Annotated in this window: 25 protein-coding genes and 2 pseudogenes; 6 read left to right on the forward strand and 21 right to left on the reverse strand. The window is 40.9% G+C overall.

The annotated features are described in order from the left end of the window. Window positions 1-12 precede the first annotated feature (12 nt). The 4 genes from NSQ50_RS19420 to NSQ50_RS19435 form a co-directional block, all read right to left on the reverse strand. Entirely contained in the window at window positions 13-4,494 is a 4,482-nt protein-coding gene (locus NSQ50_RS19420) for a hypothetical protein (RefSeq protein WP_076223111.1), read from the reverse strand. Next, window positions 4,481-5,239: a DUF6063 family protein gene (locus tag NSQ50_RS19425; RefSeq protein ID WP_076104978.1), complete on the reverse strand. Its 759-nt coding sequence runs from the start codon at window positions 5,237-5,239 to the stop codon at window positions 4,481-4,483. The genes NSQ50_RS19420 and NSQ50_RS19425 overlap by 14 nt, the downstream gene beginning before the upstream one ends. Before the next feature lie 12 nt (window positions 5,240-5,251). Then, on the reverse strand, window positions 5,252-6,760 hold the full coding sequence (locus tag NSQ50_RS19430) for a hypothetical protein (RefSeq protein ID WP_141240267.1): 1,509 nt from the start codon (window positions 6,758-6,760) through the stop codon (window positions 5,252-5,254). A 368-nt stretch (window positions 6,761-7,128) separates the two neighbouring features. Continuing rightward, window positions 7,129-7,509: a GNAT family N-acetyltransferase gene (locus NSQ50_RS19435; protein WP_235219572.1), complete on the reverse strand. Its 381-nt coding sequence runs from the start codon at window positions 7,507-7,509 to the stop codon at window positions 7,129-7,131. A gap of 404 nt (window positions 7,510-7,913) precedes the next feature. Here NSQ50_RS19435 and NSQ50_RS19440 point away from each other — a divergent pair, with 404 nt between their 5' ends. Further along, the gene (locus NSQ50_RS19440; RefSeq protein ID WP_036688882.1) at window positions 7,914-8,726 is read left to right on the forward strand and encodes an undecaprenyl-diphosphate phosphatase; all 813 of its coding nucleotides are present in this window, start codon (window positions 7,914-7,916) and stop codon (window positions 8,724-8,726) included. 70 nt (window positions 8,727-8,796) lie between these two features. On the opposite strand, the gene NSQ50_RS19445 is transcribed toward NSQ50_RS19440, so the two are convergent. The 3 genes from NSQ50_RS19445 to NSQ50_RS19455 form a co-directional block, all read right to left on the reverse strand. Beyond that, window positions 8,797-9,390, reverse strand: coding sequence for a hydrolase (locus tag NSQ50_RS19445; protein WP_036688884.1), 594 nt, complete (start codon window positions 9,388-9,390; stop codon window positions 8,797-8,799). Window positions 9,391-9,475: 85 nt separating this feature from the next. Beyond that, window positions 9,476-9,808, reverse strand: coding sequence for a chaperone CsaA (gene csaA, locus NSQ50_RS19450; protein ID WP_038572193.1), 333 nt, complete (start codon window positions 9,806-9,808; stop codon window positions 9,476-9,478). A gap of 35 nt (window positions 9,809-9,843) precedes the next feature. After that, the gene (locus NSQ50_RS19455) at window positions 9,844-10,128 is read right to left on the reverse strand and encodes an EamA family transporter (protein WP_339814665.1); all 285 of its coding nucleotides are present in this window, start codon (window positions 10,126-10,128) and stop codon (window positions 9,844-9,846) included. A 205-nt stretch (window positions 10,129-10,333) separates the two neighbouring features. On the opposite strand from NSQ50_RS19455, the gene NSQ50_RS19460 reads away from it, so the two are divergent. After that, the gene (locus NSQ50_RS19460; protein ID WP_076223109.1) at window positions 10,334-11,389 is read left to right on the forward strand and encodes an ankyrin repeat domain-containing protein; all 1,056 of its coding nucleotides are present in this window, start codon (window positions 10,334-10,336) and stop codon (window positions 11,387-11,389) included. 138 nt (window positions 11,390-11,527) lie between these two features. On the opposite strand, the gene NSQ50_RS19465 is transcribed toward NSQ50_RS19460, so the two are convergent. After that, window positions 11,528-11,608, reverse strand: a complete 81-nt coding sequence (locus NSQ50_RS19465; RefSeq protein ID WP_232061537.1) for a YjcZ family sporulation protein — start codon at window positions 11,606-11,608, stop codon at window positions 11,528-11,530. 266 nt (window positions 11,609-11,874) lie between these two features. On the opposite strand from NSQ50_RS19465, the gene NSQ50_RS19470 reads away from it, so the two are divergent. After that, window positions 11,875-12,300 (forward strand): MarR family winged helix-turn-helix transcriptional regulator, encoded by a 426-nt coding sequence (locus NSQ50_RS19470; RefSeq protein ID WP_076134363.1) that lies wholly within the window; start codon window positions 11,875-11,877, stop codon window positions 12,298-12,300. 79 nt (window positions 12,301-12,379) lie between these two features. Further along, window positions 12,380-13,798, forward strand: a complete 1,419-nt coding sequence (locus NSQ50_RS19475; RefSeq protein ID WP_370511382.1) for an MDR family MFS transporter — start codon at window positions 12,380-12,382, stop codon at window positions 13,796-13,798. A 70-nt stretch (window positions 13,799-13,868) separates the two neighbouring features. On the opposite strand, the pseudogene NSQ50_RS19480 reads toward NSQ50_RS19475, so the two are convergent. The 7 genes and pseudogenes from NSQ50_RS19480 to NSQ50_RS19510 form a co-directional block, all read right to left on the reverse strand. Then, a pseudogene (locus NSQ50_RS19480) lies at window positions 13,869-14,262 on the reverse strand (GNAT family N-acetyltransferase). A 269-nt stretch (window positions 14,263-14,531) separates the two neighbouring features. Continuing rightward, window positions 14,532-15,185 (reverse strand): DUF421 domain-containing protein, encoded by a 654-nt coding sequence (locus tag NSQ50_RS19485; RefSeq protein ID WP_076143734.1) that lies wholly within the window; start codon window positions 15,183-15,185, stop codon window positions 14,532-14,534. Between the two features lie 122 nt (window positions 15,186-15,307). Beyond that, a complete protein-coding gene (locus NSQ50_RS19490; RefSeq protein WP_038572208.1) occupies window positions 15,308-16,546 on the reverse strand; it encodes an ATP-binding protein in 1,239 nt (412 codons plus the stop codon). A 461-nt stretch (window positions 16,547-17,007) separates the two neighbouring features. Further along, window positions 17,008-17,607 (reverse strand): chorismate mutase, encoded by a 600-nt coding sequence (locus NSQ50_RS19495; protein ID WP_036688907.1) that lies wholly within the window; start codon window positions 17,605-17,607, stop codon window positions 17,008-17,010. Further along, a complete protein-coding gene (gene fabZ, locus NSQ50_RS19500) occupies window positions 17,604-18,044 on the reverse strand; it encodes a 3-hydroxyacyl-ACP dehydratase FabZ (protein ID WP_038572210.1) in 441 nt (146 codons plus the stop codon). Before fabZ ends, NSQ50_RS19495 begins: the two co-directional genes overlap by 4 nt. Before the next feature lie 206 nt (window positions 18,045-18,250). Beyond that, entirely contained in the window at window positions 18,251-18,724 is a 474-nt protein-coding gene (locus NSQ50_RS19505) for a GNAT family N-acetyltransferase (protein ID WP_076223104.1), read from the reverse strand. Window positions 18,725-18,885: 161 nt separating this feature from the next. Then, window positions 18,886-19,197 carry an antibiotic biosynthesis monooxygenase family protein gene (locus tag NSQ50_RS19510; protein ID WP_076100214.1) on the reverse strand — a complete coding sequence of 104 codons (312 nt, stop codon included), beginning with the start codon at window positions 19,195-19,197 and terminating at the stop codon, window positions 18,886-18,888. 124 nt (window positions 19,198-19,321) lie between these two features. Here NSQ50_RS19510 and NSQ50_RS19515 point away from each other — a divergent pair. Next, window positions 19,322-19,751, forward strand: a pseudogene (locus tag NSQ50_RS19515) (LysR family transcriptional regulator substrate-binding protein); the annotation flags it as partial. Window positions 19,752-19,961: 210 nt separating this feature from the next. On the opposite strand, the gene NSQ50_RS19520 reads toward NSQ50_RS19515, so the two are convergent. The 6 genes from NSQ50_RS19520 to NSQ50_RS19545 form a co-directional block, all read right to left on the reverse strand. After that, window positions 19,962-20,375, reverse strand: coding sequence for a transporter (locus NSQ50_RS19520; protein ID WP_076100213.1), 414 nt, complete (start codon window positions 20,373-20,375; stop codon window positions 19,962-19,964). A 262-nt stretch (window positions 20,376-20,637) separates the two neighbouring features. Next, window positions 20,638-21,126, reverse strand: a complete 489-nt coding sequence (locus tag NSQ50_RS19525; protein WP_076100211.1) for an LURP-one-related/scramblase family protein — start codon at window positions 21,124-21,126, stop codon at window positions 20,638-20,640. Window positions 21,127-21,172: 46 nt separating this feature from the next. Further along, window positions 21,173-21,688 (reverse strand): GNAT family N-acetyltransferase, encoded by a 516-nt coding sequence (locus NSQ50_RS19530; protein WP_076223101.1) that lies wholly within the window; start codon window positions 21,686-21,688, stop codon window positions 21,173-21,175. Window positions 21,689-22,490: 802 nt separating this feature from the next. Further along, window positions 22,491-22,952, reverse strand: a complete 462-nt coding sequence (locus NSQ50_RS19535; protein WP_036688926.1) for a hypothetical protein — start codon at window positions 22,950-22,952, stop codon at window positions 22,491-22,493. 68 nt (window positions 22,953-23,020) lie between these two features. Beyond that, a complete protein-coding gene (locus NSQ50_RS19540; RefSeq protein WP_076225062.1) occupies window positions 23,021-24,313 on the reverse strand; it encodes a DUF4179 domain-containing protein in 1,293 nt (430 codons plus the stop codon). Then, window positions 24,303-24,851 (reverse strand): sigma-70 family RNA polymerase sigma factor, encoded by a 549-nt coding sequence (locus NSQ50_RS19545; protein WP_036688931.1) that lies wholly within the window; start codon window positions 24,849-24,851, stop codon window positions 24,303-24,305. Before NSQ50_RS19545 ends, NSQ50_RS19540 begins: the two co-directional genes overlap by 11 nt. A gap of 206 nt (window positions 24,852-25,057) precedes the next feature. Between NSQ50_RS19545 and NSQ50_RS19550 the strand changes: the two genes are divergently transcribed. Continuing rightward, window positions 25,058-26,923 carry an LTA synthase family protein gene (locus tag NSQ50_RS19550; RefSeq protein ID WP_036688934.1) on the forward strand — a complete coding sequence of 622 codons (1,866 nt, stop codon included), beginning with the start codon at window positions 25,058-25,060 and terminating at the stop codon, window positions 26,921-26,923. Window positions 26,924-26,962: the final 39 nt, after the last annotated feature.

A 26,962-nucleotide genomic window follows, 5' to 3' on the forward strand; every position in this document is an offset into this window, starting at 1 on the left:
TTCATTCCATACTCAGAACAACGAGACAGGAATAAGCTTTCTTCCTCCCTTGATCAGGGTTGATTCCAGCATGTCCCCTTTGACGCCTCCAAAATAAAGCTGCCAATACACGCCAAAACGCACGCTGACATCATTCTTGACAAGCTCCGGCGGCGTAACAATCAGCCATTGGAATTTGAGTGCCTTGGAAATTTCGAAGACGGGGTCAAGCACGTTATTGGAGACCATTTCTCCGAAAGGATTGTCATATAAAAAGACCGTCCACCCTTTATTCTCACGATTCACCCGTTTATGCGTCATGATCATCATTGCGACCAGCAGCTGTACAGATTGACGTTGCCCCCCACTGCCGACAGCTTCATCCAGTGCGCCGCGATTAATAATCTCCCAGTCCGAATAATGATAATCTTCCGGTGCGGCGTAGAGGAAATAATTCTCCGTTACCGGTTTATACACCTGAAGAACTGGAAAGCGGTTCTGCAGCGCCGCATAGACAATTCGTCCGTCATTAATAACCTCTTTGATTACCAGTGCCGGCACTTGTTCTATCTTTGGATACTTTTTGAGCAATTCATTGATACATTGATTGAAGTAGTCACTCACCATCGGCTCTACCTCATCGCTTGTTCTTGGCACATTGATATTCTTGTAATTCAGACGTACCAGCGGGAAGGCATAATTATTCTCGTTATGAATAATCATCCGGCGTTCCATTCGCTTCATAATATCAATGATTTGTACCACTCGTAGAGAAGCCCGGCCTACCCACATCTTGCGGGAGAGATCCATGCCTTCCTTATCGCTTTGAATGCTCTCGATCTGATCACGCGAACTGCGTAGCATGGAATCTAGGACTTGCAGTGCAATAGCGAAATTATCCCAATGGACCGTATTCAATCGATCTAGAATCTTGGTCTCCAGTTCGGAGTTCCGTTCATTTTTCGCAAGTTTTTCGGTTAATGAATTTTTCTCTTCCTTCACCTTTTTGGAGATTTCATCCTGTCTAATCCGGCTATCCTTGATGCGGAGAAGCCAGTCGGCTACTAGAGGCTCGCAGCTTTCTCTAACCCTCAGCGTTATTTCTTCTGGTACACTCCGTAGGTTGACGCGATCCTCAATATGCGCATTCATTATTTTGATTTGATTGGATAAAGTCTGGATGAGGACATCCATTCGATCCAAGGATCTTTTACACTGGTTAAGCATAAGCTCATTCGCTTGGCAGCGCTCCTGAATTTCTGTCTCCTTATCCTCTAGCGCCTCATTCCAAAGCTCCACGGCACGTTCATGTTTCTCCTTGATACCCTTCTCTACTTTGCGCAACTCTTTCTGCAAGTTCTCCAATTCAGTCTGGCAGCGGATGTAACCGTCGTGAACAATCTGATAGTCTTCCTCCAATGAAGTAGTATCCGTCTTTTGGCGATTTCTTGCAGCCATTATAGACTCGGCCGTTTCCGTAGGTTCAGTCGCCTTCCGCCAATTCACATCCACTTGATTCAGGCTGGATTCAAGCTCAGCCAGATTCTCGCTTGCTGCCTTAATCTGTGCAGCTCTTGTCCGAACTTCCAGCTCATTTTCGGTAAGTGATTGCTGCAGGCTTTCAACGGTACTGAGCTGCTGCAATAGAAGATTCTGCTCTACAGGATCTACAGGTAGGACTTCTCCTTCATCAGAAAGCTGGCGATCTGTGGGGAAAACAATCTCAGGAAACCATCGTTGCAGTCTAGGGAACATCGCGTATTCGGTTTCTCTCGTCCATTTATTGCGTTGTCCGCTCAAGCTTTCCATTTGCACCTTTAGGTGTTCAAGCTGCTGATCTTTACCTGCTAACTCTTTGCTCACCAGATTCTTTCGTTCGATTATTTTTTGTTTTTCCTTATAATCTTGTTCCTGTTTCTTCGTCCGTTCAATCCAAGCTTGCAGAACCCCCGCTCTCTGCTCATGTTCCACACTTAGAACTTTGTTCTCAGCGAGCTCTCGTCCGATCCGGGTAAGCGTCCCCTCATTCTCATCCATCTCATTGCTCAGATTGATAATGCTCTGCTGAAGTTCAGCCTGCAGTTTAATAAGGGCCTCATGCTTGGTTGTAAGCGTCATGGTATTCTCGTTTTGGAATAAACGTTCATACTCCTGACGCACCGATTTCAACTTAGATAAATAGGCTTCAGAGTCCTGAAGGATCTGCTCCTGTTCCTTGAGCTTCCCCTGAATACTGCTCTTCCAATCCTGGAAACGATCCGGCTGCAAGACCATTTGCGGCCCTTGATTCGCAAAAAGCATGAAGGATGCTTGATGCGAAGCTGCCATCTCTTCACGAATAAAGATCGGCACCGCTGATTTCAGCAAGGTGTCCTTCATCAGTTCCGGCTGAATTTTATCAGCTTCGCGCCGGGTCAAAATCAAACTATATGGAAGTAACGGATATTGCTCCAGTTCTTCCTCACGTTCAAGATACGGACGGTCATTTAAGTAGGAACTACCTAGCGTTGATTGAATCTTTAACGAATCGAGTGTATCTTTGACCGTCAGAATATCTGAATTGGGTAGCCAGTAGGATTGGTTCTGAAGTTCCACATCCATGAGCTGATTATAGTAATCCCTTCTGGAACGTTTAGTCTGTTGCTCTACTTCATCTATTTTTCGGATAAAACGTGCCGGGATAACATCTTGTTCTTCAAAAAGGCCAGTAGCTCCTAAACGATTATGCTCTTCATACATTTCCAGCAGTACAACGAGCTGTGACCATAATTGGGATTCTTTCTGAGTCTGTGACTCAAGCAGAACCCCAAGCTCGTCCGCTTCACGCTCATAAGAACGCCGTTTCTCACTCAGCTCAGCATGACTCTTATGCAGTGCCAGCTTCCGAATCTCTTCCTGCTTATGCTGTTCTTCCAATTCTCCAATGTCTTGAAGAATCGTTTTGACCGCTGAGAACGTACGCTGCAGCGCTGCTGCCGGAGAATGGGCGGCATCCTGCCCATATTGGGCTGCGAATGCTCCGAGTTCTTCCGTATATTGCCGAATAGATAAGGTCAATTCATTGATCTGATTATCCAGCCCCGCCAGCTCTACCAAGAAACTTTCCCTTTCCTTGCGCAATTCCCTTTCTTCCGCCGTCAGGTCTTGCCGCGCTGTCTCAAACTCTCTAATCGTTTGCTGCCAGAGATTAAACACCACATCCCACTGTTTCCGCAGCTGTTCCTTGGCTGCCTGAATGACCTCTTGCCGTTCTTTCATCTCCAGAGAACCTTCGATAGCTTGAATTTCTTTTTGCCACTGCTCAATTTGCCGGGTATGGAGCAAACGTTTAGCCAGAAAATAAGCTACTTCAAGCTTCTTCTCTTGCGCTTTGGAATCCTCCAACCGACCACGCGCACGGCTCTGATCATCACTGAGCTTCTTAAACTCTTCTTGCTTCAGTTCCGTTTCTTCCTTGCTGCGTAAGTATTTAAGATTGTCTGTCTCAAAGCGCAGTTGCTTCGCATCCTGATAACGTCCAGCCAGTTCATCAGCAATCTTACTTCGCTCAACTTCTGCATTTCTCTGCTCTTCATAGATAACCGTATAGATTTGGCGTCCACGTAGTTCAGTTTCTTGTACTACGTTTTCCGCCTCCACGCCAAGTTTCACCAGCTCATAAAGCGGTGCAGCCATACCAAGAAACTCTGAATAGACCTGCTCCCGCTGTTCAAGCATCGGCAAGCGCTGAGCCACTGTTGCTGTATCGATAAACATCCGCTGCAGCGTATTGTCGTCTTCCTTTAATCCTTCATTCAGACTAGATCCGATTTCAGGAATAATCAGCTTTTCGAACAAGTTATGATTGGTGAAGGCATCATTCTTTTTAAAATAACCTTTGATACCGCCCTCTTCACCATTGATCCGCCGCATATTACGCCACTCGGCGATATGGATATCCCGGATAGCCAGGAAGTCATAATATCTTTTCAAATCCGAGCTATGGCTGCCAAAAGGTACAATCTCTCCCCGCCGATCGCGTACAAATTGCTGGATCGTTTCAAAACTCGTAGGTTCAGCAGTCACTTCGTCAAATAACGGCAACGTTGATAGCGTAAGTTCAGCCGCTTCACCGTAATCTGTAAGTGCGTACAGCAAGTAATCCACTTTGATATCCTGCTGATCAAGCGAATTATGTGCCGTCATAGCAATTCCCGTAGTCATATACTCATTGCGCTCATTGTTGTCGAGATGCCATTCGATAGCTACGTGAAAAGTGTACGGTTTAAGTTGTTTTTTATGATTATGAAAAAAAGCCTCAACCTGGTTCTCACTGTCTTTGCCCCATGGTGTTTTGGGCATTAACAGCTGAAAAATGGATTGCAGCAGTACTCCCTTTCCACCGCCATTCATGAGCGTAATAAGCGTATTAGCGGGTCCCTCTTCGTTGCAGAGGTCCAGAATCATATCGTCGTATTTCTTGAGCATCTTCTCGTATTTAAGTCCTGTAATTCGTATGCGTTCAATCCGCGGCATAGGTAGCACCGTCTTTCTCAGCTAAAGTTCTTCCAATGAGGCTCTTTAATTCCTGGTATCGATCGACATCATGATATAAATAACGCATTCTCTCATACAGCTCTTCCCGAGGAAAGATACGCTTCTCTGTCTCAGAGATGAATACGAGCTTCTCCTCTTCCAGAAGTTTCATGCCTTCATGGATCAGTCCAATTCGTGAGCCTGCGCCTCTGGTCAGAAGATCGCTTTCTTCCTGACTCTTAGTCTGCATGTACAGACTGGTCCATACCTTAGACATCGCTTGGATATCAAGCTGCCACTGCTGGCTAAATCGCCCATCCTCATCCATCTGAATCCACGTCTGAAAGAGCGAGGACACCTGATCAGCAATTTGAATATAGGACATACTGTCCTGCCCCGACTTAAAATGAGTCTCATCCTGATCCATTTCGGCCAGAAAAACCAGAATAATAATATTGATAATATGTAAGTGAGTTTTACGCTCAACACGTGAATATTTGTTCTTTAACTGGGTGAAATTGGTTGCAAACACTGACCCCAGTGGATTAACCAGCAGATGGAGACGGTGCCCCGAATTCATCACCCGACAGCCCCCTTCTTTAGCAACATACTGAAGCGCATCATAAGTTCCTGCATCCTGAAGGCATTCTGCCGTTGCAGGGTCATCGAGAGGAATTACTTTTTTACGGAGCAATTCAAAAAATAGCCGCGAAGCTTGCTGTACCTGTTCTAATGTATAACTCATGTTAGTAACTTCTCACCTCTCCACGATCGTAATCATATATGGACTCATATCCAGACCAGGACACCGTACCCTTGAGGCTGGCTCTGGAGCAATGCTCGTCCGCAGCATTTTGCCGCGTAAACTCTCAAACAGAAGATCTTCTGCAAGTACATATTGGATTAGCTGTTGGCATTCATCAGAAACGCCGCCACCACCTTCTGGTGCCTGTTCCTGCACTAAAATCTCTGTATGAAAAAACTGCACCCACAGATCAACAGCATCCGGTGTATTTGCCCACCCTGTTAGTTCTTCGGCGGAAAAAGCCTCTGCAGTAAAGGTAAAGCTTCCCTGCTCAGCCAAGGCAGTAAAAACCGGCTTCCACAGATCCACTACTTTTGCCCATGGGATACCTTTAGGAATATATTGAACAGGCTCTGCGTCCACCTCATCTTCGAAATCATCCATCACTAAGTCGGGGATAAAGCCTACCTCTTGTTCCTCCCAAGCCCAAGGAAGCGGATAAACGAAGTCCTGATTCGGAGCGAATAATCCGCTGAGCAGCAGTTCAAGACTGTCACCGCTTGGCAGACCCTCTTCTTTCACCCATTCCTCCCATACGTGAGTACGGAAGTTAAACCCGGCTGCTCCCCAGAATAATTCAGGAAAGTTCAATCTTAAATTGGTCTCCATCTCAAAAATATTCAATACTACCTCAGCCAGCTCATCGTGCACACGCCTAGAAAGCTCGACTCGTTCAGAGAGAATACGGATCTCATTGAAGTCGATTACGTCTTTCTCATCATTGGCCAGCCGGGCCAGAGAACGGTGAATACTGTCAAAATGTTTGCGTTCCTCCTCGAACTGATGATGAATCTCTTCGAGTCGCTGATGCCGAGCCACTCCGAATTCACTAAAAATATGCTTCGGATTGCGGCGTAACGCATTGCGGTATTCTTGCTGTTGCTGGGTCATCTTACGGACACGGGAGATCAGTTCATTAACATCCTGAAGAGCCCGAGTTACGCGCCCATGTTTAATATGCATTTGAATCTCGAGCAGTTTGATGCTGATCTGAAATTCATCAATAATCTCATGGCTCATAAAAATGAGCTCCATTGCATATTCGGAGAGACGATAGATGGTTCTGCCATTCTCTTCCCAACTGCTGCGGGTCGCATCCTCGTCCACCGTGAAATACTTATATTTCTGCACGGACATTTGCCGGGTCACATCATCATAGAAAAAGGATTCGAAATCCCCACCATTCCCGCTCCATAATAAACCGTCCACGAGACGCTCTACGGATTCGGTAGTCCCAAGATTGGCGATATTAAAACGTTCCAGCGCAGTCCAAGTAAGCTCAATAATATCCTCTTTGGATCTTCTCTCATTCGATTCTAGCTCCAGATAATAGACTTGCAGCAGAACGCTTAAAGATACCATTTCTTTGTAAGGTTGGATTTCGCCAAGGTTCATGCCAGCCCCCAAATTCCACAGGGGATTCAATCGTTTGTTTCGTTCGCCAAAATCCGACCAATTCATCTTTCTGCTAACCTCGCCATCACTTCATAATTTAGAATTTCCTGCGGAACTCTCCGGTCCTCTTCTCCCTGTACGGACAACGCCATACTTATTCTCGATCACCCTCAATAAAAGAAATAAAACCCCTATACATCCTGTATAGGGTTCTGAAACACGGGAATATATGTTTCTATTATAACAACCCTTCGAAGCTTATGCTATTTTTGTTAAAATAATAGATTCTAGCCGGATGACAAAAGATCGCGGAATTACAGGGAGAAATCCCCTGATTGTTCTCTTGAAGCTTCATTAACCCTTTTTGGACTAAGCAAAAAAAGGCTGCCCCATAAACCATGAATTGGCTGAATGAGACGGCCCTTTTTTATTAACTACTCAGCAACTCCTTGCGTAAACGCCATACAATACTGCTCAAGTGGGCTATTAGGTAGAGGAATGACTTTAACCGTACGGAAATGATAATGCTCATAAATGGGCAAGTTGCTCGGCGTCTGTGTCTCTAACGTGCATAATGTATTGTTCACACGACATTCCGCGAGCAGCGGTGTCATGATTTTTGATACATATCCTTGGCCTCGATATTGTTCTTGCACTGCAAGCATATCCAAATGTTTATACTTCTGATCCCCAAACATTGATAACCATAAAGAACTCATACTACGCAAAATAGATAAACCACGTATAAATCCTCGCACCCCAATGATTCGGCAGATCGGTAATGACTTGATGATCGCAAGGACTATCTGTTTCATATACCTGACGTTCGAAATCAATGTCCCTGTCTGACGCTCGGAATGGAACACTAAAGCCACTGCTTCAAAGTTAGTAGAAGTCGTTAGTAAATCCGAATATGGATACAACATCTCAATGTAACGATGGAAAAAAATATTCAACACGCGTAATCGGGTTGATTCATCAGGCAAGATATGCTGATATAACGGATCATTTTTAGCAAATGCTTCGGCCAGAACACTGGCTGCTCTCGGAATATCATGCTGCTGAATTTTTAGTAATGTACTACAAATAGTTCCACCTCATTTAATAGTCTTACGAATTAGTATAACTCGTCCAATTGAATATGGCACGATGGTTCTATTGTCATTTCTTTATTGAATACGATATGATTGAAAAGATTACAAAAATACTGGGAGGTAAAATGGAAGATATTATACTGTGGCTTAAATACTTGTTTCTAGGGTTTGTTCAAGGGGCAACTGAGCCAATCCCCGTCTCTTCGAGCGGCCATTTGATCATCGCACAGAAATTGCTAGGCTTAAAACAAAATGGGCTATCATTTGAAATCTTAACAAATACGGCTTCACTAATCGCGATTTGTTTTATTTTCCGTAAAGATATCGGAAGATTGATCACTGGATTCGTTCAATTTATTCTGACCCGCAAAGAGGAATATAAGTCAGATTTCCTGTTCTCTTTGTACATCATCATCGGTACCTTGCCTGCTGTAATCGTTGCTTTACTCTTCAAGGATCAGATTGAGGATATCTTCTCGTCAGTTCATACCGTATCCATCGCCTTGCTGGTTACAGGGGTAGCTTTATGGTTGATCCGTAACCTTCGCGGCCGTAAACAAGATGGTGACTTAAAAGCGAAGGATGCAGTTATAGTCGGACTTGCCCAAGCAGTCGCCCTTATTCCTGGGATAAGCCGCTCTGGTGCAACTGTCATCTCTTCCATCGCTGTGGGAATGAAGCAAGAAACTGCTTTACGCTTTTCTTTTATGCTTTATATTCCTGTCAGTTTGGGCGGACTTGTTATGGGTGCATCTGATATTGCCCACGATCCTAACCGCTCGCAGCTAGCAATTCCATACTTGATTGCATTTATTACTACACTTATCGTTACTTATTTCTCCATGCGCTGGTTTATGGGGATTATGGCTAAAGGTAATTTGAAGTATTTCTCTTATTACTGCTTCTTAGCTGGGATACTTCTCCTCATCTTTATGTAAGACATAACTTCAATTAAAAAACCTCATGACAATCTCTGAAATTACAGAGAGAGCCTGAGGTTTTTTTATACTATTTCAACATGGATATTACTTCATCGCTCGACCGGATCTTACCTATACGAGGGAAGATAGTTTTGCATACATAATCATGCTCTTCTTTTACCATCGCGGTCATAGCGTCTTCTACAAAAACTTGATGATAACCAAGCTGATAAGCTTCTCTTGCAGTAGTATCCACACCAATCGAGGTAGAAATACCACATAATACGATCGTATCTATTCCGCGGCGCCGTAACTGCAAATCAAGATCTGTACCGAAAAATGCCCCCCACTGCCGTTTGGTAATCAGATGTGCATTTTTGATATTCGCTAATTCTGGCACGATGTTGTCCCAACCTTCTGGATAGGTGACAGAATTCATTTGTAAATCAGTTTTAGGTTTAAGCATATCTTGCCCATCTAGCCATGACACCCTCACTAGAACAACAAATCCTCCTTTCTCCGTAAAGGATTGAGCTAATTTGCAGGCATTCTCAACCACCTGAGCACTTGTATGCGGCCCCTGCTTTGGACTGAGGACAATTCCTTGTTGCAGGTCGATCACGACTAGCGCCGTTTTACTTGCCTCAATACTTTCAGATACTAAGCTTGTTAATTCTTCCATGGTCTTCTCTCCGATTACTATCAATTTTGTGTACATCTTAAAATAGACCCACTGTTAGTTAGTTTAATACAACAATTACCCTATATTACCCAATAGGTGTCCCATTAGGTAATTTAATATCTGGCTTCAAGAGAACCACATCCCCTTTATCCGGTATTCCTCCAAGAACTAATACTTCTGATAGGAAACCCGCTATATTTCGAGCAGGGAAGTTAACTACCCCAATGATTTGTTGCCCTACAATCTCTTCAGGCCTATATCGTTTAGTAATCTGTGCACTTGATGTTTTGCTTCCGATATCTGGTCCAAAATCAATTTGGAGTTTAATCGCAGGTATTTTTGCTTTTGCAAAAAACTCCGCTTTAATAATCGTTCCAACACGAACATCAAGTTTCAAAAAATCATCAATAGTTACCATTGTCCATCCCCCTATACATATTTCCGACTACTCATTTACTTATTTTGAATGTTGTACTTTAAAGATTTCGACCAAAAATACATTCCCATACCGAGTAAGGTTATTATGCCGCCTAAAAGCTGGAATAATGACATAGTTTCCCCTAATAATAGGTATGCAAGGACAATGGCAAGAACAGGCTCACCAATAATCCCAACCGAGACAGTAGTTGCTCCAATCGAGTCGATCGCTTTGGCTGACTGCCAAATCGTGTTTATTGAGCTATCGTTCTCCGTTAGCGTAATTTCGATGTCCTTCGTAAATCTCGAATTTATTTCCAAGACACAAGCTTAATGTTTTCATTTTCTAATAGTCTATGATTTCGGGATCGCCATATAAACGATATTCCATTCTTTTTTCCAATAATGTTACGTCTATATCTTCAACCTTTTCATTCTGCATGAATTAGTGTTCAATTCTCCTATATGATAAACTTGCAAGAAGTTATCTGCTATTTATCTATTAATAAAGGAGCGGAAAAATAATATGGGCAAAAAGAAAAAAACATTACCCGCCAATTTTGCCGAGCTGGTTAAAACGAATGATATATCTGCCTTAAAAGAGGTATTTGAGCTATGCGAATGGGATGCCCGCGGGGGTTACAGCAAAGGTACCGCCCTCAGCTTCCGGCAAATACCGGATGAAATGGTTTCCTGGCTTGTGGAGCAGGGTGCTGACATCAACGCTGCCGACAACTATAAGCGTACCCCTCTTCATGCTCAGGCTGCAACCTGGTCCGGAAATGTCCCCTTACTCCTTGAGCTAGGTGCAGATATGGAAGCTCTGGATTACCAGAATGAGACACCGCTGCACTCAGCAGCAGCTTCTTACAAAACAAAAGTAGTGCGGGATCTGGTGGAACGCGGTGCAAATGTCCATGCAGAAAATAAGCGAAAAAACACACCTCTCGCCAAAGGATTATTACAATGCCGGAATATCGATATAGTTCACATGGCAGAAATCTCGCGAATTATGCTGGATGCAGGTGCAGCAATTACGCCGGAGATGAAGGAATCCGTGCGGCGTATCGGCAAGGATTTTGAATTCGTCAGAACAAATTACAATAAAGATCGACTGGATGAAACTGCAAATGCTCTCCTGGAGCTGTACCGGCAATTTGATGTCGAGCCTATAACGAAACTGGAGAGACATGACGGAATTTCTCCCATCAAGGTAACGGCAGCCGCATGGCCCGCACAGCACCAAGAGCTGTGGGATTTTCTTGTCCCTGCTTCAGGACATGCGACAACGGTGCAGGGTGAGGTTATCCGCATCACAGGGCGGGTGTCTCATGAAATACTTAATAATGGCGGAGGAAACTGGGATGCCGATTACCGTAAAATGCTGGATGCACTGATACGGCATTTTAGCACGGGCACGCCTTTAACGCCCGCCCTTCTTCAAGAGGCAGCTGCACTCGCCAAGCGGTTCCGCAACATTGCTGGCAATGAGCAACCAGCCAGATTATGCGAGCTGGCGGTGCAATGGGTACTTGCCAATCCTCAGCCCATTTCTATGACACAACCCGATTATTCCCGTTAAGTCTTCTATATGAATATTCATGACAACATTAACCACCGTAAAAATAATCCAGAATCCTTAACGTTGTCAATTATCTAACTAAAGAAAACACAGAAACGCCCCGAAGAAAAAAACTTCGGGGCGTCGATTTACATAATTCTAGATCCAACAAGTTTTAAGGATAATGACGAGAAGAATGTAAAGTACAAGAATCGTACCCGTTGATGTCCAAGGATTAATACAAACTGGAGCCTTTTTTTGTTCTTGAACGCCCCCAACACAATTATATCCCATTTTAATCCCTCCCTAATTACTTTTTTTTAATTTCACAACAGCATATGACTATGTATCATCAAATGATTGGGCATTAAACAACTTTGTCGCTTGTATCTAAGCCTATGATTCTATTCATTTTCTTTAACTTGACAAGCACCAGTTACTGTATGCTAATATAGACAAATCAATAACGTTGATATATCATCTATTCTTCAATTAGGAGAGATCATATGGATTCAAGAGAACCTTTAGGTTTGGTCATTCGAGATTTGCATTTAGAAATAGCAAATTATTTAACAAAGTTACTTGCTCCTTTTCGACTTGCACCTGAACAGCATCTACTTATGGCTCTGATGCTTGAGAAAGAAGGTCTATCTCAGAACGAGATTGCTGCTAATCTTGGTAAGGACAAAGCCAGTGTTGCCAGAATGATCGCCAGCTTAGAGAGCAAAGGTTACATACGCAAAGTAACAAGTGCGCAAGATCGCCGAGCGGTAAATGTATATGTAACAGAAGAAGGACGGAAATTAGAGAATACTATAAATGAGGTGACGGTCAATTTAAACGAAATTATCGAGTCAGGATTATCTGCTTCAGATTACTCAACGTTAAAGACTTTGCTAACACATGTGCTGAATAATGTAAGAGATGCTTAAAGCATTTCTCTCCCCCTTATAGTTGATATATCATCTATCATGCAAAAATAATACGAATCAAAATTCTGAAAAGAGGTTCATCATTATTATGGAATCATCATCAACTGTTCAAGTTAAACGTCCAGCCCTCATGGCCTTCTCGCTTATGTTAGGTGCATTCGTCGGGCTATTTAGTGAAACCGCCTTAAACATGGCTTTTACAAATTTAATGGATGAATTTTCAATCAACGCCTCAACGGTTCAGTGGCTAACCACAGGATATTTACTTGTATTAGGTATCCTCGTTCCAATATCCGCCCTATTAATGCAATGGTTTACCACTAGACAATTATTCACCGCTTCCTTGCTATTTTCTATTATCGGTACATTAATTGCTGCCCTCTCCCCTAATTTCAGCTCATTATTAATTGCACGATTAGTGCAAGCCTTAGGGACAGGCTTATTGCTTCCATTAATGACCAATATTATTCTTATTATTTTCCCTGCACATAAACGCGGAACTGTCATGGGAATGATGGGACTCGTTATTATGTGTGCACCGGCCCTTGGACCTACTCTATCTGGTTTAATTGTAGATCATTTTGGCTGGGAGTATATCTTTTGGATAAGCTTACCTTTATTGTTATTTACATTAGGTTTCGGATTAACATTCATTAAAAATGTAGCCAACATCACAAAACCTAAAATTGATATTTTATCCATCTTGCTTTCTACTCTTGGATTTGGTGGAATCGTCTTTGGTTTTAGTAACTTTGCTGATCATTCTTTGAGTGAAATCATTGTTTTGCTGCCTCTTATTGTTGGTTTCATCAGCTTAATCTTGTTTGTATTACGGCAATTTAAATTGGAAACCCCAATGCTGAATTTACGGGTATTTAAATATCCCATGTTTACGATAGGTCTTATAATGCTCTTTTTAGGAATGATGATCATTTTATCTTCTGCAATTTTATTACCTTTATATTTAAAAGGAGGTTTATTGTTATCGGCCACAATGGCTGGTACTCTACTTCTTCCAGGCAGCGTTATTAACGGGGCTATGGCTCCAGTTACGGGTAGAGTATTCGATAAATACGGTCCGAAATTATTGCTGCCGCTTGGATTTTTTATCGCAACCATTGCTGGTTTTCTATTTACAAGAAACTCTACTGAAACCAGTAGCCTAACCTTTATATTAATACACTGCGCAATGTTTATCGGATTAGCAATGGTCATTATGCCCGCTCAAACCAATGGGTTAAATCAATTACCTGTGAAATACTATCCGGATGGGGCTGCTGTTATGAGTACACTTCAGCAAATTGCAGGTGCTCTTGGTACAACGTTCGCTGTTACGCTAATGTCTAGCGGACAAATACGATTCGCAAACACACATCCAACCGCTGCACAGCCTGAAATATTAACCGCTGGAATTACACATGCTTACTTATTTATCGCAGCAATTGCAGGTATTGGATTGATTATATCGTTATTTGTGAAGCGTATTCGAGTGTATTGATTTTGTCTGTTAAAAAGACAGTGGACATGAACTGCCCGCTGTCTTTTTTTTTAAGTATAATCCTAAGGCTTTAACTCATATGTTTTTCATAAAAAACTAATGTTAAGTTGTCATTTATTTTTTTGGTTTCCCCCGTGCTTCTATACCCTAACTTTTCATATAAATAGCAATTCCTTTGCTCCTGTATAATACTATCCAGCTCCCATTTCTTTGATACTGACCCGATAAGTTTTATTATCCTTTTTAACGATGCGGACACCGCCCACAGCAATATCAAAATACTTAATCATATAATAATCTGCAAAAGACTGATTAATTCGATCCCTGATTTGTTCCACAGTTTCATTGGCTGGGCTGGTTTCATAATCTTTATATTTCTCCAGCAATGGCATAAAGGCTTTAACTTGCATTTCGTGAATAAACGCTGCGTCGCTCGCGTCTGCTTTACATAAAGAAATCTCCATAAAGTTATACCCCTCCGAAAGTTAGTAAATATATAAGCTGTCAGATATTCTTTTTATCCTCCGATTTAGAGGAATCTCTAAAAGAGCCCAAGATACCCGTAAACAGCCCAACTAATCCAATAAAAACGCCTATCCCGCGGCCACCCTCATAGGCTAATATCACAACTACTCCAAACAATGTAATGTGAAGCCCAAAAAGTTGAGTTTGCACTCCTGATTTCAAATAAAGACACTTGAGCCTCCCGGCTCCAGCGTCTCATCATGTGGATTTATGGTTTGTTTTTGGGAAGGATATAGAGTGTTCCGTCTTCTTTATATTCAGCATAGGCAATATCCTCAATGCAATTATAGCCCTGCTCTCTGACGCGTTCCTTAATCTGCTCCTTGTTCATCGATCTGCCACGCATAGACTCTTCCAGTACCCTGCCTTTATCAATAACTGTAACGGAAAAAGCAGAAGATTGCTCATCTTCAGACTTGCGCATTACCGATAGAGAACCGTTCGTTTCGAGCAGAGCATACCGTACTTCACTTAGGGAAAAGATATTTTGTTGCCTCAGCATGAACAGCAGTTGGGTATACTCAATATCATATTTCTCCAACAAATCCTGATTCACTATGCCATCGTCAATTAGCAGCACTGTCCGGCCTTCCGCCATGTTCCCGAATTTCACAAAATGGGTAGTCACCTTTTCGAACAGATAAGATAATGCGGTCCAAATAAAAAGAGCAAACAGCAGATGCCAGATCTTCACCTCATCATCATATATCGTATTGCCGACAATTTCACTTAAAATCAATGAAGACAGAAAATCAAGTGGTGTCAATTGACTAAGCGTCTTGCGGCCGGTAATAAAGGTAATGATCCACAAACCAAAAAAGCTGATGACCAATTTGACGCCTATAGTTACAAATATCTCCATTGCTGCACCTCCAGATGGGACTCGCGCAGGCACGTTGCCCTTTTTACACGAAATCCATTCATGAAAGGTATTACACACTCCTAGTGGGGTATAAACAGCAAAAGATACTCTCTGCAACTTGCCTATGTTGGGATAGTTATAAGGAATGTTGTCCCTTTGCCTTTTTCACTATCGACTTCAATATTTCCTTTCACTTTATCGACGGTACTGTAGACCATAAGCATACCCAGCCCCGTCCCTTCTGCTTTAGTAGAATAATACGGTTTACCGAGTCGCGATATTTCATCTTTAGTCATGCCGACTCCGTTATCTTTGATACTGATCATAATATTTTGCTTTTTTTCAAATATATCGATAAATAGCGTTCCGCCATCGGTTTCCTTCATCGCTTCTATACCGTTTTTATATAAATTAATTAGACACTGCTGAATCTGGTTCCGGTCATAATTTTTATTTAAGGAATTATTAAAATTGAATTGAACATCTACTTTGTGCATGGTGGCATAAGGCATTATGATATTTTTAGTATATTCTGATTCTGCCTTCATATTGGAGTAAACCATGTTTTCAGATTGTGGCTTGGCAAAGGAGAGATAATCACTTACAATTTTTTCTGCTCGCTGTAGCTCTTGTAGAGACAACTCTACAAATCCCTTTTCCTCTGGCGTCATTGTTTTAGATTTATTTAATAGCTGCAAAAAACCACTAGTCACTGTAAGTGGATTTCTGATTTCATGAGATACACTTGCCGCTAGCTCGCTGACGACATTTAATCTTTCCGATTGGACAATCCGTTCCCGATTTTTAATATTAGATATAATTTTTTCAATCAAAATCATAATGACACTCATCACCCCAACATGAGTCGTCAAAGCATTTAATGAAAGAATCCAAAATTGCCTGTCTAAAGAATCCTGAACCAAACCTAAAATAAACAGATAAACCCCCATAATTAGCAAAGCAATCAGATTTGCCGCAATCACACGACCTTTCGATGGTAATTTTAAAAATCTGTTTTTATATAACGGCACCAAAATCAGAATCGCCGTCGCAAATAGAAACGAATAAAATACGCCATCTCCACCCACATAGAATCTGTACGCATTCAAAATAATATATAGAGGAAAAACATTCCTATATCCTCCAAAGAGTGCCACAATAATAAACGGAATGTACCTTAAATCAAAAATATAGCCAATTTCTAGTCTGATAGGTTTAGCGATACAGAGACTCATGGTCACTGCTGACATAAAAACGAGAATCAATCTATTGTAGGAATAGGCCCGATTCTCAAAAAATATCAGAAATGTTAATACTGGAAAAAGCAAAAACAAAAAATTCAAAAGTAGGGTTTCAAACAAGAGATGACTTCCTTTCAGCCTTTTGCTGCGTAAATGAATATATTCAAGGTTATATTAAGGGTTTTAGATAATTACCTAAGCTAACATTATAAGTCACAGTATTGACTATACACTAAGTATTTCTCAACCATTTTTCAAATAATCCCAAAAAATCATACTATAGAACCACAATTAGCAAAAAAATACAGACATCTGAAGTCTGTATGGGGTCATCAATTTTCGTATTCCTGAATATCCACATTATAAACTGTACCTTCGTAGTTTTTATGGCTGGAAATGAATCATTGAATTTGTTTTACACAGAAAACAGCCATCCCCTCAGGATGGCCGGTTTTTATTTCACTAAAAATCCGTTAACTGTGATATGGAGCGGCGCCTAATTTAACTTCGCTCGGATCTCCACTTTTGATCATAGCAATGGAGACAGCTATAAGCAATATTTTCCGATGAATAAATAAGTACTACAGCCTAAAAACAATTTGATCTCCTGTCTCATTGTTCTTGAAGGGTTTACCATATTTCCTGAACTCTAATGTAACGCCTGAAGGATCGTCAGAAAGCGGTGGAGAAATCACGTAATTATAAGAAGCTTGTCCGGTTGAACTTCCGCCATTCGTCATTCGACTATCATATTCTTCTCCTATAAACAGCTCGAAAAAGCTATGGCTATGAGAATTTGCTGGAAGCTCAGTTGTCATGTCCCAATCTATATTAAGGGTGACCACACTAGCATTACTGTATTGACGTATAGAGGTCAGTGTATAAAATAATTCATCTTTCTCAATTGATTTAAGAACTGCAATATGTTTTCTAAAATCAATTGGCTCAACCATCGGTTTAAAATGCTCTTCACTTAGCAATGTCCCAAATACCGCTTTCAAAAAATCCTCATAGAGCTCATAATTTTCTGCCCATTTAGAGATAGATTCAAACGGTGGGAATCCTGGATTATTATTCGAGATTTCCTTTCGTTGCTTGATCAATGCACATATTTGCTCGTCGATATCCTTAATTTGCAGATCGTAATGTTCAGTTGGTCGTACAAACGGCATCCTTTTCATTTTGAACCTCCTTTTTGCACAAATGCAAAAGAAATCTCAGCTTCACATACCAGCTCACTATTTACTGTTGCGATGCCTTTGCCTTTTACAATCTCACCTTTCATCCGATTGACTTCGAATTCGAGAAGAAGCTGATCCCCAGGCGTTACTTGGCGCTTAAAACGGGCATTATCAATGCCAACTAATAACCCTATCTTGCCCATCAGCTTTTCGTTTTTGCACATTGTGATTCCTCCTACCTGGGCTAATGCCTCCACAATTAAAACACCTGGCATTACAGGATGCTCAGGAAAATGGCCGCTAAAAAACGGTTCATTAATGGATACTTTTTTTATACCTACTGCTCTCTTGTTCTCCTCCAACTCTATAATTCTGTCCACTAAAATAAACGGATACCGATGAGGAATAAGTTCTACAATCTGCTGTATATTTAGCATAATTCCCGTCTTAGCCTCCTAAAATACTTTTTGGGTAATTTTAACACCAGAAGAGATTTTGTACTACTCAAAAATACCAAAGCAACTGGCTTATAACATCACTTCTGGAGAACCTAAAAAACAACGGCAGCCCTGAACTAGTAAATAAAGTCCACGACTGCCGCTTTTTATTGATCTACTGTATCCTGTTAGCTTAAGATTCAAACTCAATTAACAAACACCTGTGTCTTTCTCCCTGCTTCAATTCGTTCAGTGAATTTTCCGCCAGTGTATTCCTCTATTACCTTTTTCCAAAAGCGTTGTGCGGGCTCATTATTATCTTTTTGATAAACTTCCCATTGCCCCTTATGTAAATTAAAAATATCTTTTGCAACTAGTCTACCTAATCCTACTCTCCGATACTTTTTTATAATAAAAAACTCTGCAATGGAAAAGTATAAATCATCATCTCTATTTTTTAATTTGACTAAAACGAATCCAGCATTTTTCTCATTCAGAGTTAACAGATATGGGAAATTCGACTCTTCTGTCCAGTAATCGTTGAGAGGATAATCATTAAATTTTCCGTTTTCTTCAAGGTGCAAATCCATATACTCGGAGAAATCATACATATAAAATTGCATTAGGTTGTTGAGGATTTCTTTTTCTTCAAGGGTCGCCCTTTTAATTTGATAGTTCATTTAATAATCATCCCATATCTATATTTTATCTAATTAGTAAAGGAATCTTCTATTTTCTCGGATAAGTTTCTTCGCATCCTTTTGAAATAAAACAATTGTTGTTGTACGCTTCAATGGATTGATTCCCAAATTACTTTGCAGTTGCAGTAATATGTTACCACTCAAGAATACTCTCTTTCAACTTTACAAATTTTCACTTTGTAATTTTGGTACCAATCATTCTTCCCTTTCTCCTGAGCAACTTTGTGAGATTGATGCTGTTTCCAGTTACTAATCGCCTCTAAGCTCTCCCAATAAGAAATCGTAATACCCGCTCCTGAAGAATCCCGGACACTTTCCACTCCTAAAAACCCAGGTTGCCCGGACGCAAGCTGCTCCATTTTTTCAGCCATAATGTTATATCCGTTATCCCCCTCCGTACGTTGACTTGAAAATATGACTGCATAATAAGATCCGTTTGATTCATGAACCATTCCGCTCAAACTCCCCTTTAATCGTAGATGTTTTTATATAAAACAGATTATACTATTATAATTAAGATAAAAATAATGAATATTAATTATTAGTTTAATGAATTTTTTTCATATATTATTGAGGAGAGAAATCATTATGAATCTTTTAAAATATCAGATTTTCAGTAAGGTAGTTGAGATTGGCACTGTGAAAATAGGTACTTTCTCTAGTGTATCGATCCAATGGATGCCCCAAATCATTAAACAATTTCAAAATCAGTTTCCACATATTGAAATAAAACTACTTGATGGTAACTACTCTGAAATAGAAGAATGGATTGCCGATGGAACCGCTGACTTGGGATTTGTAAATCTGCCTAGTAAGTATACTCCCCGAAATGATTCTGTCACATCTCCCCGACAAAGTATGTTATCGCCCATTAGAAGGAGAGCATTATCGTTCTATTGGCATTGCAGCCGCATCCATTAAAAATGCCTCTCCAGCGGCAAAAAAACTAATTGAATTCATAACAGAATGGATCACCCAACGTGCCCAACCCTCCGCATTACCGTGATTAATGATACGGCTCAACGCGCTGTCTGTAACGGCAAGCTTTAAGGTTATCCTTCGCAGAGTGGTCCTTTTTTGAATCTAGTATTAACGTCAGCGTCAGGGAAAAATGAACCTTGTCTATGTATCTTTTGCGTAATTCACTACTCCCGGAACACGAAAATTCGCATAACATAGAGAACAGCCTGCTGGCTGTTCTCTATCGCTGTCTGCTTTAGAAGCACGTGAACGAAGCGATCCGATTCAAATCAATGCCGAAGTACGACCAGAAAAAACCGTTCCATCTGAACCCTGCAATAGAATTACGCCCGACGAATACTGGAAAGAACCAAAATTGCTCGCCGTTGTTCAGCCAAATGTATGTGTTGCGGAACAGGCAGCGTCTGATCCCGCCGGGATCAATGGCAAATGTGGTAGTCGACATTTGCGGCACGAATTGCGGTGGAGGAGCCGTCGGCGCTTGAACGCCTCCTGGTGCACCCCCCGGAAATTGTCCGGGGGTTCCCGGAAACCCTGGTCCCCCGGGTCCTCCAGGTCCTCCGGGTCCTCCCGGTATGCCAGGTCCGCCAGGTCCGCCCGGGAATCCTGGAAATCCTCCGCCGGCTCCCGGTGTTGGAAAAAATCCCATATGTGATCGCTCCTTTCAATGAGTAGGCATAATCATCATATGCATTCGTGGAAAGGGCGCTTGGGCGCAATGGGCGTTTTTCCAAAAAATGAAAATCAACAATAAGATCTAACATAGGCAATATCAAAAAACTAAACTTGCTCCTACTTATACTACGGTTCAACGCATCATAAATAAACTAAGCCAATTACACTCATCAGCACCTGCTGAATTAATTCCGTCCACGTCACCTTGTTAAGTTTTCAGCTTTAATGTTAAATCGTCACTGATGAGATGCAGATGCTTGGTCAGCCTTCACACAATCAATAGCGACAACGAACGCAATCATGAGCGTCTCCATCTCATCATTCAATATTTGAACCTTATAGCTATCACCCCAAGTGAACCACTCCTTGTTCACTTTACCGATGACTACACCATGCTGTAAAACCTGAAAATCCATGTCCCACCAGTTACCATGTACCTCAATGTCAGCAGCATCAATCGTATAACGTGCTTTAAAGAAAGAAAACTCCTTCTTAATCGTTAACACCTCTCGACCATCTACTTCAACAAAAAACTTTGGTAAAAAACTGAACACCTTTTTCGTAATTAGTGCGACTTCTTCTCTTGTTGTATTCATAATAGAGAAAGTCTTGGGAATTTGCATAAAACTGCCCTCTACGTAATAGACATCTTGCTCCTGCTGATTCTTTACCGTGAATTTACCACTTAGACTGAATACCTTTTGTTTTATATAAAGTTGCTTCATTCTAAGCCTCCTATCGCTCCTTAGTTAACATCATTTAAGAGAAATGTTATAGTTGTTTTGTCATAATAAAGTCTATTTGTTCCTCATCACCCATATAAAAAGAATGAGTTCCTGTATGAACAAACTTCATTTTTTCATAAAAGCTAATGGCGTTCTTATTTTTTTCCCAAACCCCCAGCCAAATCTTCTCTTTATTACATTGTATCGCTATTTCTATAGCTTTATTTATTAGATATTGCCCAAGCCCCTGTTTATGAAATTTTTTCCTAATATAAATCCTCTCGATTTCAAGCGAATCATTGCCCATTACTTCAGATTGAGCATCATCGGTGTTAACCTTTAAATACCCAGCTATTTCTTCATTAAAATAAATAAAATAGAATTCCGATGAGCTATCCGACAATTCTTTTTCTAATTGTTTTAAGTTAAATGCTCTATCCAAGTAGGCTTTCATATTTTCAGTTGAATTCTGATTACTAAATGTCTCATTAAATGTTTCAACACTAATTCCTTGAAGTGAACCTAAATCTTCGAACGTGCACTTTTTTATATTTATAGCCATTGTGTTTTCTCCTTTTAAAATATCAATTTACAAATAAACTCTTATTTTGAGCTCCATTTATATGGTGTTATGCAGATGTGACAGGAAAATAGTATACCATAATTGTTGTATTTGCAACAAAAACTAAGTGTTTTCCATTCATTCCACCTATTAGCGTATTGGCGTAATCAGTCTCTATGCGGCAGTCAGGACTCCAAAAGTGGAAGCGAACGAGGTTTTTGGGGTTCGATGATGGATGGCGGTTACTTTCGGACCCAGATGACGTTATTTGCGAATATTTCGGCTTTGGAGCAAGGGTTCGGACTCCAGTGCAGTTATTCCCCTGAAAAGGCTGCTTTTGGGGTATTTTTCAGGCCAATAGCGACTATGCGGTCCGTTAGAATTCCATAAGTGGGATATGACGCGTCTAAGGGTCATCTGAGTCCAATAGCTACTTCCGGGTGCGCAAAGTGATCGAAGAAAGTGTGACTTGGGAGTGTGATAGCGGAAGAGAACAAAATTTGAGGATTCGGTGATGAAGAATGTGAGCGAGGTTTGGGGTTGAATGATGGAGAATGTGAGCGAGGTTTGGGAAATCGGTGATAGCGGTAACAAACGAAGTATGAGAAATCGCGGATGGAGGAAGCGAACGACGTTTGGGGATTCTGACTGGATTCGCAGATAGAGGAAACGAGCGACGTTTGGGGTTCGATGATGGAGCAAAAAAAAATGAGGTGCCCCAGTAGCCATTTTCGGCTTTTGGGACACCCATCCTCTCCGCAGTGCGCATATAGCGCGGTATGGTGGACTGATCAGAGCCCGGTTAAAGCCATCTCATAAATCTTTTTTTAGATAGTTTAATCTGATTATGTTCGGCCCATGCGGTTAGTTCTTTCATACCTTTGTATTCTTCGTCAAGAAAACTAAAACATAATCTATAGGGAGGAAATTTGTGATCTACAGGTTTAATGCCTATTACGGGTATGAAATAGCCCTTTACATAAATATTCTCAATTTTTTTCGCTTGAATTTCTTTGTTATCTACTAGTATAGAGTCTGGAAGAATCCGAACCTCAATGAACTTTCTAATCGTAATGATCCTATAGAGCAATATGATTACAACAATCAGACAGAAGGTCAACCATATATAACCAAAATAAAGTAATACTTTATACTCCATATTATTTCTGGCATTTAACAGTAGTATGCTACTTGAAAAAATCATAGAAAACAGAAGCGACATTAACGATGGACGACTCACTTTATAAGCTCCTATATTTTCCATAACCCCCTCACTTTCTCAGACTATTATAGCTTACTATATTTCATAAATTATGGATATGGCACCTCTTTTTAATCCACTGGAATCTCAATCACCTTGTTATATTCCTTCATATAATGTATTCCTTCTATCAGAATATTTTCAGGTTTCGTTTGTGTATCAAATAATAAGGTGCGTTCCTTCATGAGTTTACCGTTCGTTTGTTCTGACTCTTTTTGATTAATTGTTGTTTTTAAAGCCGTGTTTTCGCCAGCATTTTCTATAGACACACCATCCAGCATTACATCCTCATCTGTAGCAATAGTTACTTCAATCCCTTGAGCGGTATTGGACACATCCTTAATCCATAATTCTTTATCCCCCAGTAGAATCGGCTCATTACTATCAGCATTTAGAGGATACTTCTCTTCCAGCTTCTGATATCCAACAAACTCTTTAACAACCAGCTGCAATGAATGTAGTTCTTTTGGCAAGGTGTCATAACGAATATCAAATGATCTCCCACCCAGCGAGGTTTTATTGCTACTACCTAATATTTCTACAGGCTTTCCATTGGCAATTAATTGAATGCCTTCTAGCCCTAATCTTATTCGATCGAAATTCTCGACATTCATACTCCCTTTAATCACAGTCATGGTTGGTGTGGCCGTGATCGACTTGAAGGTAATTGATCCTCTGTCGGCTTTGACCTTTTTATTAATCGATTGTTTGATCTGAGTCACCATCGCTTGATTTGGATTATAAGAAAACGTTATGCTCCCTTCACTCATCTGCCCTTTCTGTAGAGGTCCCCAGTAATGAAGTGTTAGTTTTTTCGAAAATGGGCTTACGCTATCAAATGTCATCGTGCCTTTTATTTCTGTATGTTCGTCATTGATTAAAGATACACCACTTCTTATGTTGGAATTCGTGAGAAACCCTTCTATTTTAGAAGGACTAAAATGATCTCCCGTCTCCTCTAGTCCCTTAGGATTGTCTAACGTGTAATACACAATAAATTGATTGGCATCTGCCATAATTCCGTTAATCTTAAGTTCTGTACCATCTGCTAACGTCGTCTTTTTGTCTATGCTTTGTCCCATTCCTTGTTCATTGAGTTGTTGTAAAGTTCCCTCTAACACCTCATCAAAACCAAATAACTTTTTTCCATAATAAGCGAAGGCATTATAGCTGTTTCCAGTAACCACTATCACTAATAAGATGACGGCTGCAATCTTCCAGAGGGGGGAGCTTTTTCTTTTTATTCTTTTTGGGGGTGCCGAGTCTAAAGCATTTCTTAATCTCATTTCTAAACCCTCAGGTGCAGTTATGGACTCTAAATTCCTCTTCTCATCCACTAATCGTTGTTCGACGTTATCGTTCATCAACATCACCTCTGTAATGATTTTTTAGCGTTTGTAATCCATTGTAGATTCTTGATTTAACAGTTCCGATCGAGACCTGTGTAATGTCAGCTATCGTTTGATTATCGAGATCATGAAAATACTTTAATTGAATTGCTTCTCTTTGCTGCTCGTTCACATGTAACAATAACGCCTGCATATCCATTTGCTGTTCACTTTTATGATAAGGATCGCCTGGTGCAACATGGACGCTTTCCATCTTAACATTGGAGCTCCAATCCTCTAATAACACCAGCTTGCTTCGCTTATGAAGCTGCCTTTTGCAGCCATTTACCAAAATCGTTTTACTCCAGCTGTAAAAAGACTCCTCTTTCTTAAGTTGATCAATCTTCTCGTATAACGTAACTATCATTTCCTCCATGGCATCCATTGCATCTTGCGCATTTCCCATATAGCTGTACGCAAGCCTATAAAAAACATCTTTTTCAGACATAATTAATTGCAGCAAAACTTCTTTATTTCCTTTTTTGGCTTTTTTCACCAATCGTATAACATCCATGCCTTCACCTCTCTCCCCTATATGAGTCAGGAGCACTGTAAAAAGTTCATCTTCATAAAAAATTTTTATATATCGCGAACTATTCAATCCACCTAAACTGTAATATTCAGGAAAATTTCACTCAGACATACCCAAATCTAGTTGATTTTAAACGCTTCAATGTAATAGAATGAACTAATCTAAAAAGAAAAGGATGGGCATAAGCAATGCCGTTTAAAGAACCTCGTACCCTCAGTAAAAGATCCCTGCTATTCTTCTCTCTCATTATGCTTGTAAAAAGCTATTTTGCCTGGTATTTTCTATTTGAAGATGGCCCTACTTGGACCACTTGGCTTAAAGAAATCCCTTTTGTACTTCTAGTCTTTTGCTTGATTGAATGGTTCGCTACGAAACGAAAAATTGCAATTTACATGCTTGTCAATGTGTTGATTACTACTCTATTTTTCTCATTAATTGTATATCATAATCATTTTGGCATCATTGCTACTTCGCAAGTATTAGATCAGGTCAAACAAGTGGGAGCCGTAAAGAAAAGTATATTTTCGGTCCTTCGTCCTCAATATATGCTTATCTTTGTGGATATCATTGTCATCAGCTTGGTGATGTTTAGAAAACAGAAAGCACTGGATTGGAAAAAAGCCATGTCGCGCAAAAGTAACCGTAAAGCGGTGGCAGTCCTGTTCTGTATTTCCATCATCATTTGTGCAATGAATATTTTTCCAAACCGTGCCAGTATGAACGAAACGATTAAAGCGGAGCAAATGGGCATTCTTAATTATGAAGCCTACTCTCTGCTAGCTGATCAAGAGGAAGAACAAATTGACGTCTCTGAGATTACGCAATCCACTATTGATAAAACCAAAGGAATTCAAGCGATCTCTAACCCGGTTTTATTTGGAGCCGCCAAAGGAAAAAATCTAATCATTCTGCAAATGGAGTCTTTCCAGAACTTCTTAATCAATCTAAAGATTGATGGACAAGAAATCACACCAAATATGAACAAGCTTGCGGCCAGCAGCTTCTACTTCCCGCGTTTCTACCAGCAGGTTGGACAAGGCAACACTTCTGACGCAGAGTTTATTGTAAACACTTCTTTTTATGTACCACCTGATGGTCCAGCTACCCAAATGTACGCTCCTAAAGAGCTTCCAAGCTTACCCAAGCTGCTGCAAGCACAAGGTTACGATACGGCAACATTCCATACGAACGAAGTCGACTTTTGGAACCGTGGTGAGCTTTATAGTGCTTTGGGATTCAATCGTTATTATGATAAAACTTACTTCGGGGAAGAAGACACAGTATTTTATGGCGCTTCTGATGAAGTTTTGTATGAAAAAACCGCTGCAGAGCTGGCAAGAATGGATCAGGATGACCAGCCCTTCTACTCCCATGTAATTTCGATGTCATCTCATAACCCGTTCTCCATCCCAGAGGATAAATACAAAATGACACTTCCAGTGCGATTCGAAGGAACGCTTGTTGGCGATTATATTCGGGCTCAGAATTATGCTGATTATGCGCTAGGACTTTTTATCGATGAGCTCAAACAAAACGGAGTGTGGGATAACAGCTTGATCGTATTGTACGGGGATCATCGTGGGCTGCCTATCTTCTCTCTAAAAGAGGATGATCATCTCCTACTGGAAGAGATTCTCGGCCATGAATATTCGGAACGTGAATTGATTAATATTCCGTTGATCATGTCAGCGACAGGGATTACAACACCTAGTGTAAAAGAACAGCTGGGCGGGCAAGTAGATATTTTACCTACCGTATCTAATTTATTGGGTGTCTCTCTTACAGATCATATTCATTTCGGACAAGATCTCTTGAATCAATCAACATATAACTTACTTCCACAACGGTATTATTTGCCTACAGGATCTTTCGTAAATAACGAAGAGCTCTTCTTATCCGGCAGTGGCTTCGAGGATGGCCAGCATTATACTTTATCTGGTAACGGCGATCAACCTCTGCAATCCACAGAAGACGAATTCGAGCGTGCCTTACAACTGCTCCATTTGTCAGACAGCTATGTTACACAGCTACCGGATAGAGTTATTGAAGAATAAGCTGCAATGTACAGCAAAAAAGACTGTGCTCGCCAAATC

It is taken from the genome of Paenibacillus sp. FSL R10-2788 (genome assembly GCF_038003885.1).
GTDB classification, from domain to species: domain Bacteria; phylum Bacillota; class Bacilli; order Paenibacillales; family Paenibacillaceae; genus Paenibacillus_AQ; species Paenibacillus_AQ odorifer.

Excerpts from the sequence above, each read along its gene's own strand:
- NSQ50_RS19520 (WP_076100213.1), bottom strand. The coding sequence starts at position 20,375 with ATGGGATTTTTTCCAACACCGGGAGCCGGCGGAGGATTTCCAGGATTC.
- NSQ50_RS19510 (WP_076100214.1), bottom strand. The coding sequence starts at position 19,197 with ATGGTTCATGAATCAAACGGATCTTATTATGCAGTCATATTTTCAAGT.
- fabZ (WP_038572210.1), bottom strand. The coding sequence starts at position 18,044 with ATGCTAAATATACAGCAGATTGTAGAACTTATTCCTCATCGGTATCCG.
- NSQ50_RS19435 (WP_235219572.1), bottom strand. The coding sequence starts at position 7,509 with ATGAAACAGATAGTCCTTGCGATCATCAAGTCATTACCGATCTGCCGA.
- NSQ50_RS19430 (WP_141240267.1), bottom strand. The coding sequence starts at position 6,760 with ATGAATTGGTCGGATTTTGGCGAACGAAACAAACGATTGAATCCCCTG.
- NSQ50_RS19545 (WP_036688931.1), bottom strand. The coding sequence starts at position 24,851 with ATGGATGTTATACGATTGGTGAAAAAAGCCAAAAAAGGAAATAAAGAA.
- NSQ50_RS19470 (WP_076134363.1), top strand. The coding sequence starts at position 11,875 with ATGGATTCAAGAGAACCTTTAGGTTTGGTCATTCGAGATTTGCATTTA.
- NSQ50_RS19505 (WP_076223104.1), bottom strand. The coding sequence starts at position 18,724 with ATGAACTATCAAATTAAAAGGGCGACCCTTGAAGAAAAAGAAATCCTC.
- NSQ50_RS19540 (WP_076225062.1), bottom strand. The coding sequence starts at position 24,313 with ATGAACGATAACGTCGAACAACGATTAGTGGATGAGAAGAGGAATTTA.
- NSQ50_RS19445 (WP_036688884.1), bottom strand. The coding sequence starts at position 9,390 with ATGGAAGAATTAACAAGCTTAGTATCTGAAAGTATTGAGGCAAGTAAA.
- NSQ50_RS19440 (WP_036688882.1), top strand. The coding sequence starts at position 7,914 with ATGGAAGATATTATACTGTGGCTTAAATACTTGTTTCTAGGGTTTGTT.
- NSQ50_RS19525 (WP_076100211.1), bottom strand. The coding sequence starts at position 21,126 with ATGAAGCAACTTTATATAAAACAAAAGGTATTCAGTCTAAGTGGTAAA.
- NSQ50_RS19425 (WP_076104978.1), bottom strand. The coding sequence starts at position 5,239 with ATGAGTTATACATTAGAACAGGTACAGCAAGCTTCGCGGCTATTTTTT.
- NSQ50_RS19420 (WP_076223111.1), bottom strand. The coding sequence starts at position 4,494 with ATGCCGCGGATTGAACGCATACGAATTACAGGACTTAAATACGAGAAG.
- NSQ50_RS19550 (WP_036688934.1), top strand. The coding sequence starts at position 25,058 with ATGCCGTTTAAAGAACCTCGTACCCTCAGTAAAAGATCCCTGCTATTC.
- NSQ50_RS19460 (WP_076223109.1), top strand. The coding sequence starts at position 10,334 with ATGGGCAAAAAGAAAAAAACATTACCCGCCAATTTTGCCGAGCTGGTT.
- NSQ50_RS19530 (WP_076223101.1), bottom strand. The coding sequence starts at position 21,688 with ATGGCTATAAATATAAAAAAGTGCACGTTCGAAGATTTAGGTTCACTT.
- csaA (WP_038572193.1), bottom strand. The coding sequence starts at position 9,808 with ATGGTAACTATTGATGATTTTTTGAAACTTGATGTTCGTGTTGGAACG.
- NSQ50_RS19535 (WP_036688926.1), bottom strand. The coding sequence starts at position 22,952 with ATGGAAAATATAGGAGCTTATAAAGTGAGTCGTCCATCGTTAATGTCG.
- NSQ50_RS19495 (WP_036688907.1), bottom strand. The coding sequence starts at position 17,607 with ATGAAAAGGATGCCGTTTGTACGACCAACTGAACATTACGATCTGCAA.
- NSQ50_RS19485 (WP_076143734.1), bottom strand. The coding sequence starts at position 15,185 with ATGGAGATATTTGTAACTATAGGCGTCAAATTGGTCATCAGCTTTTTT.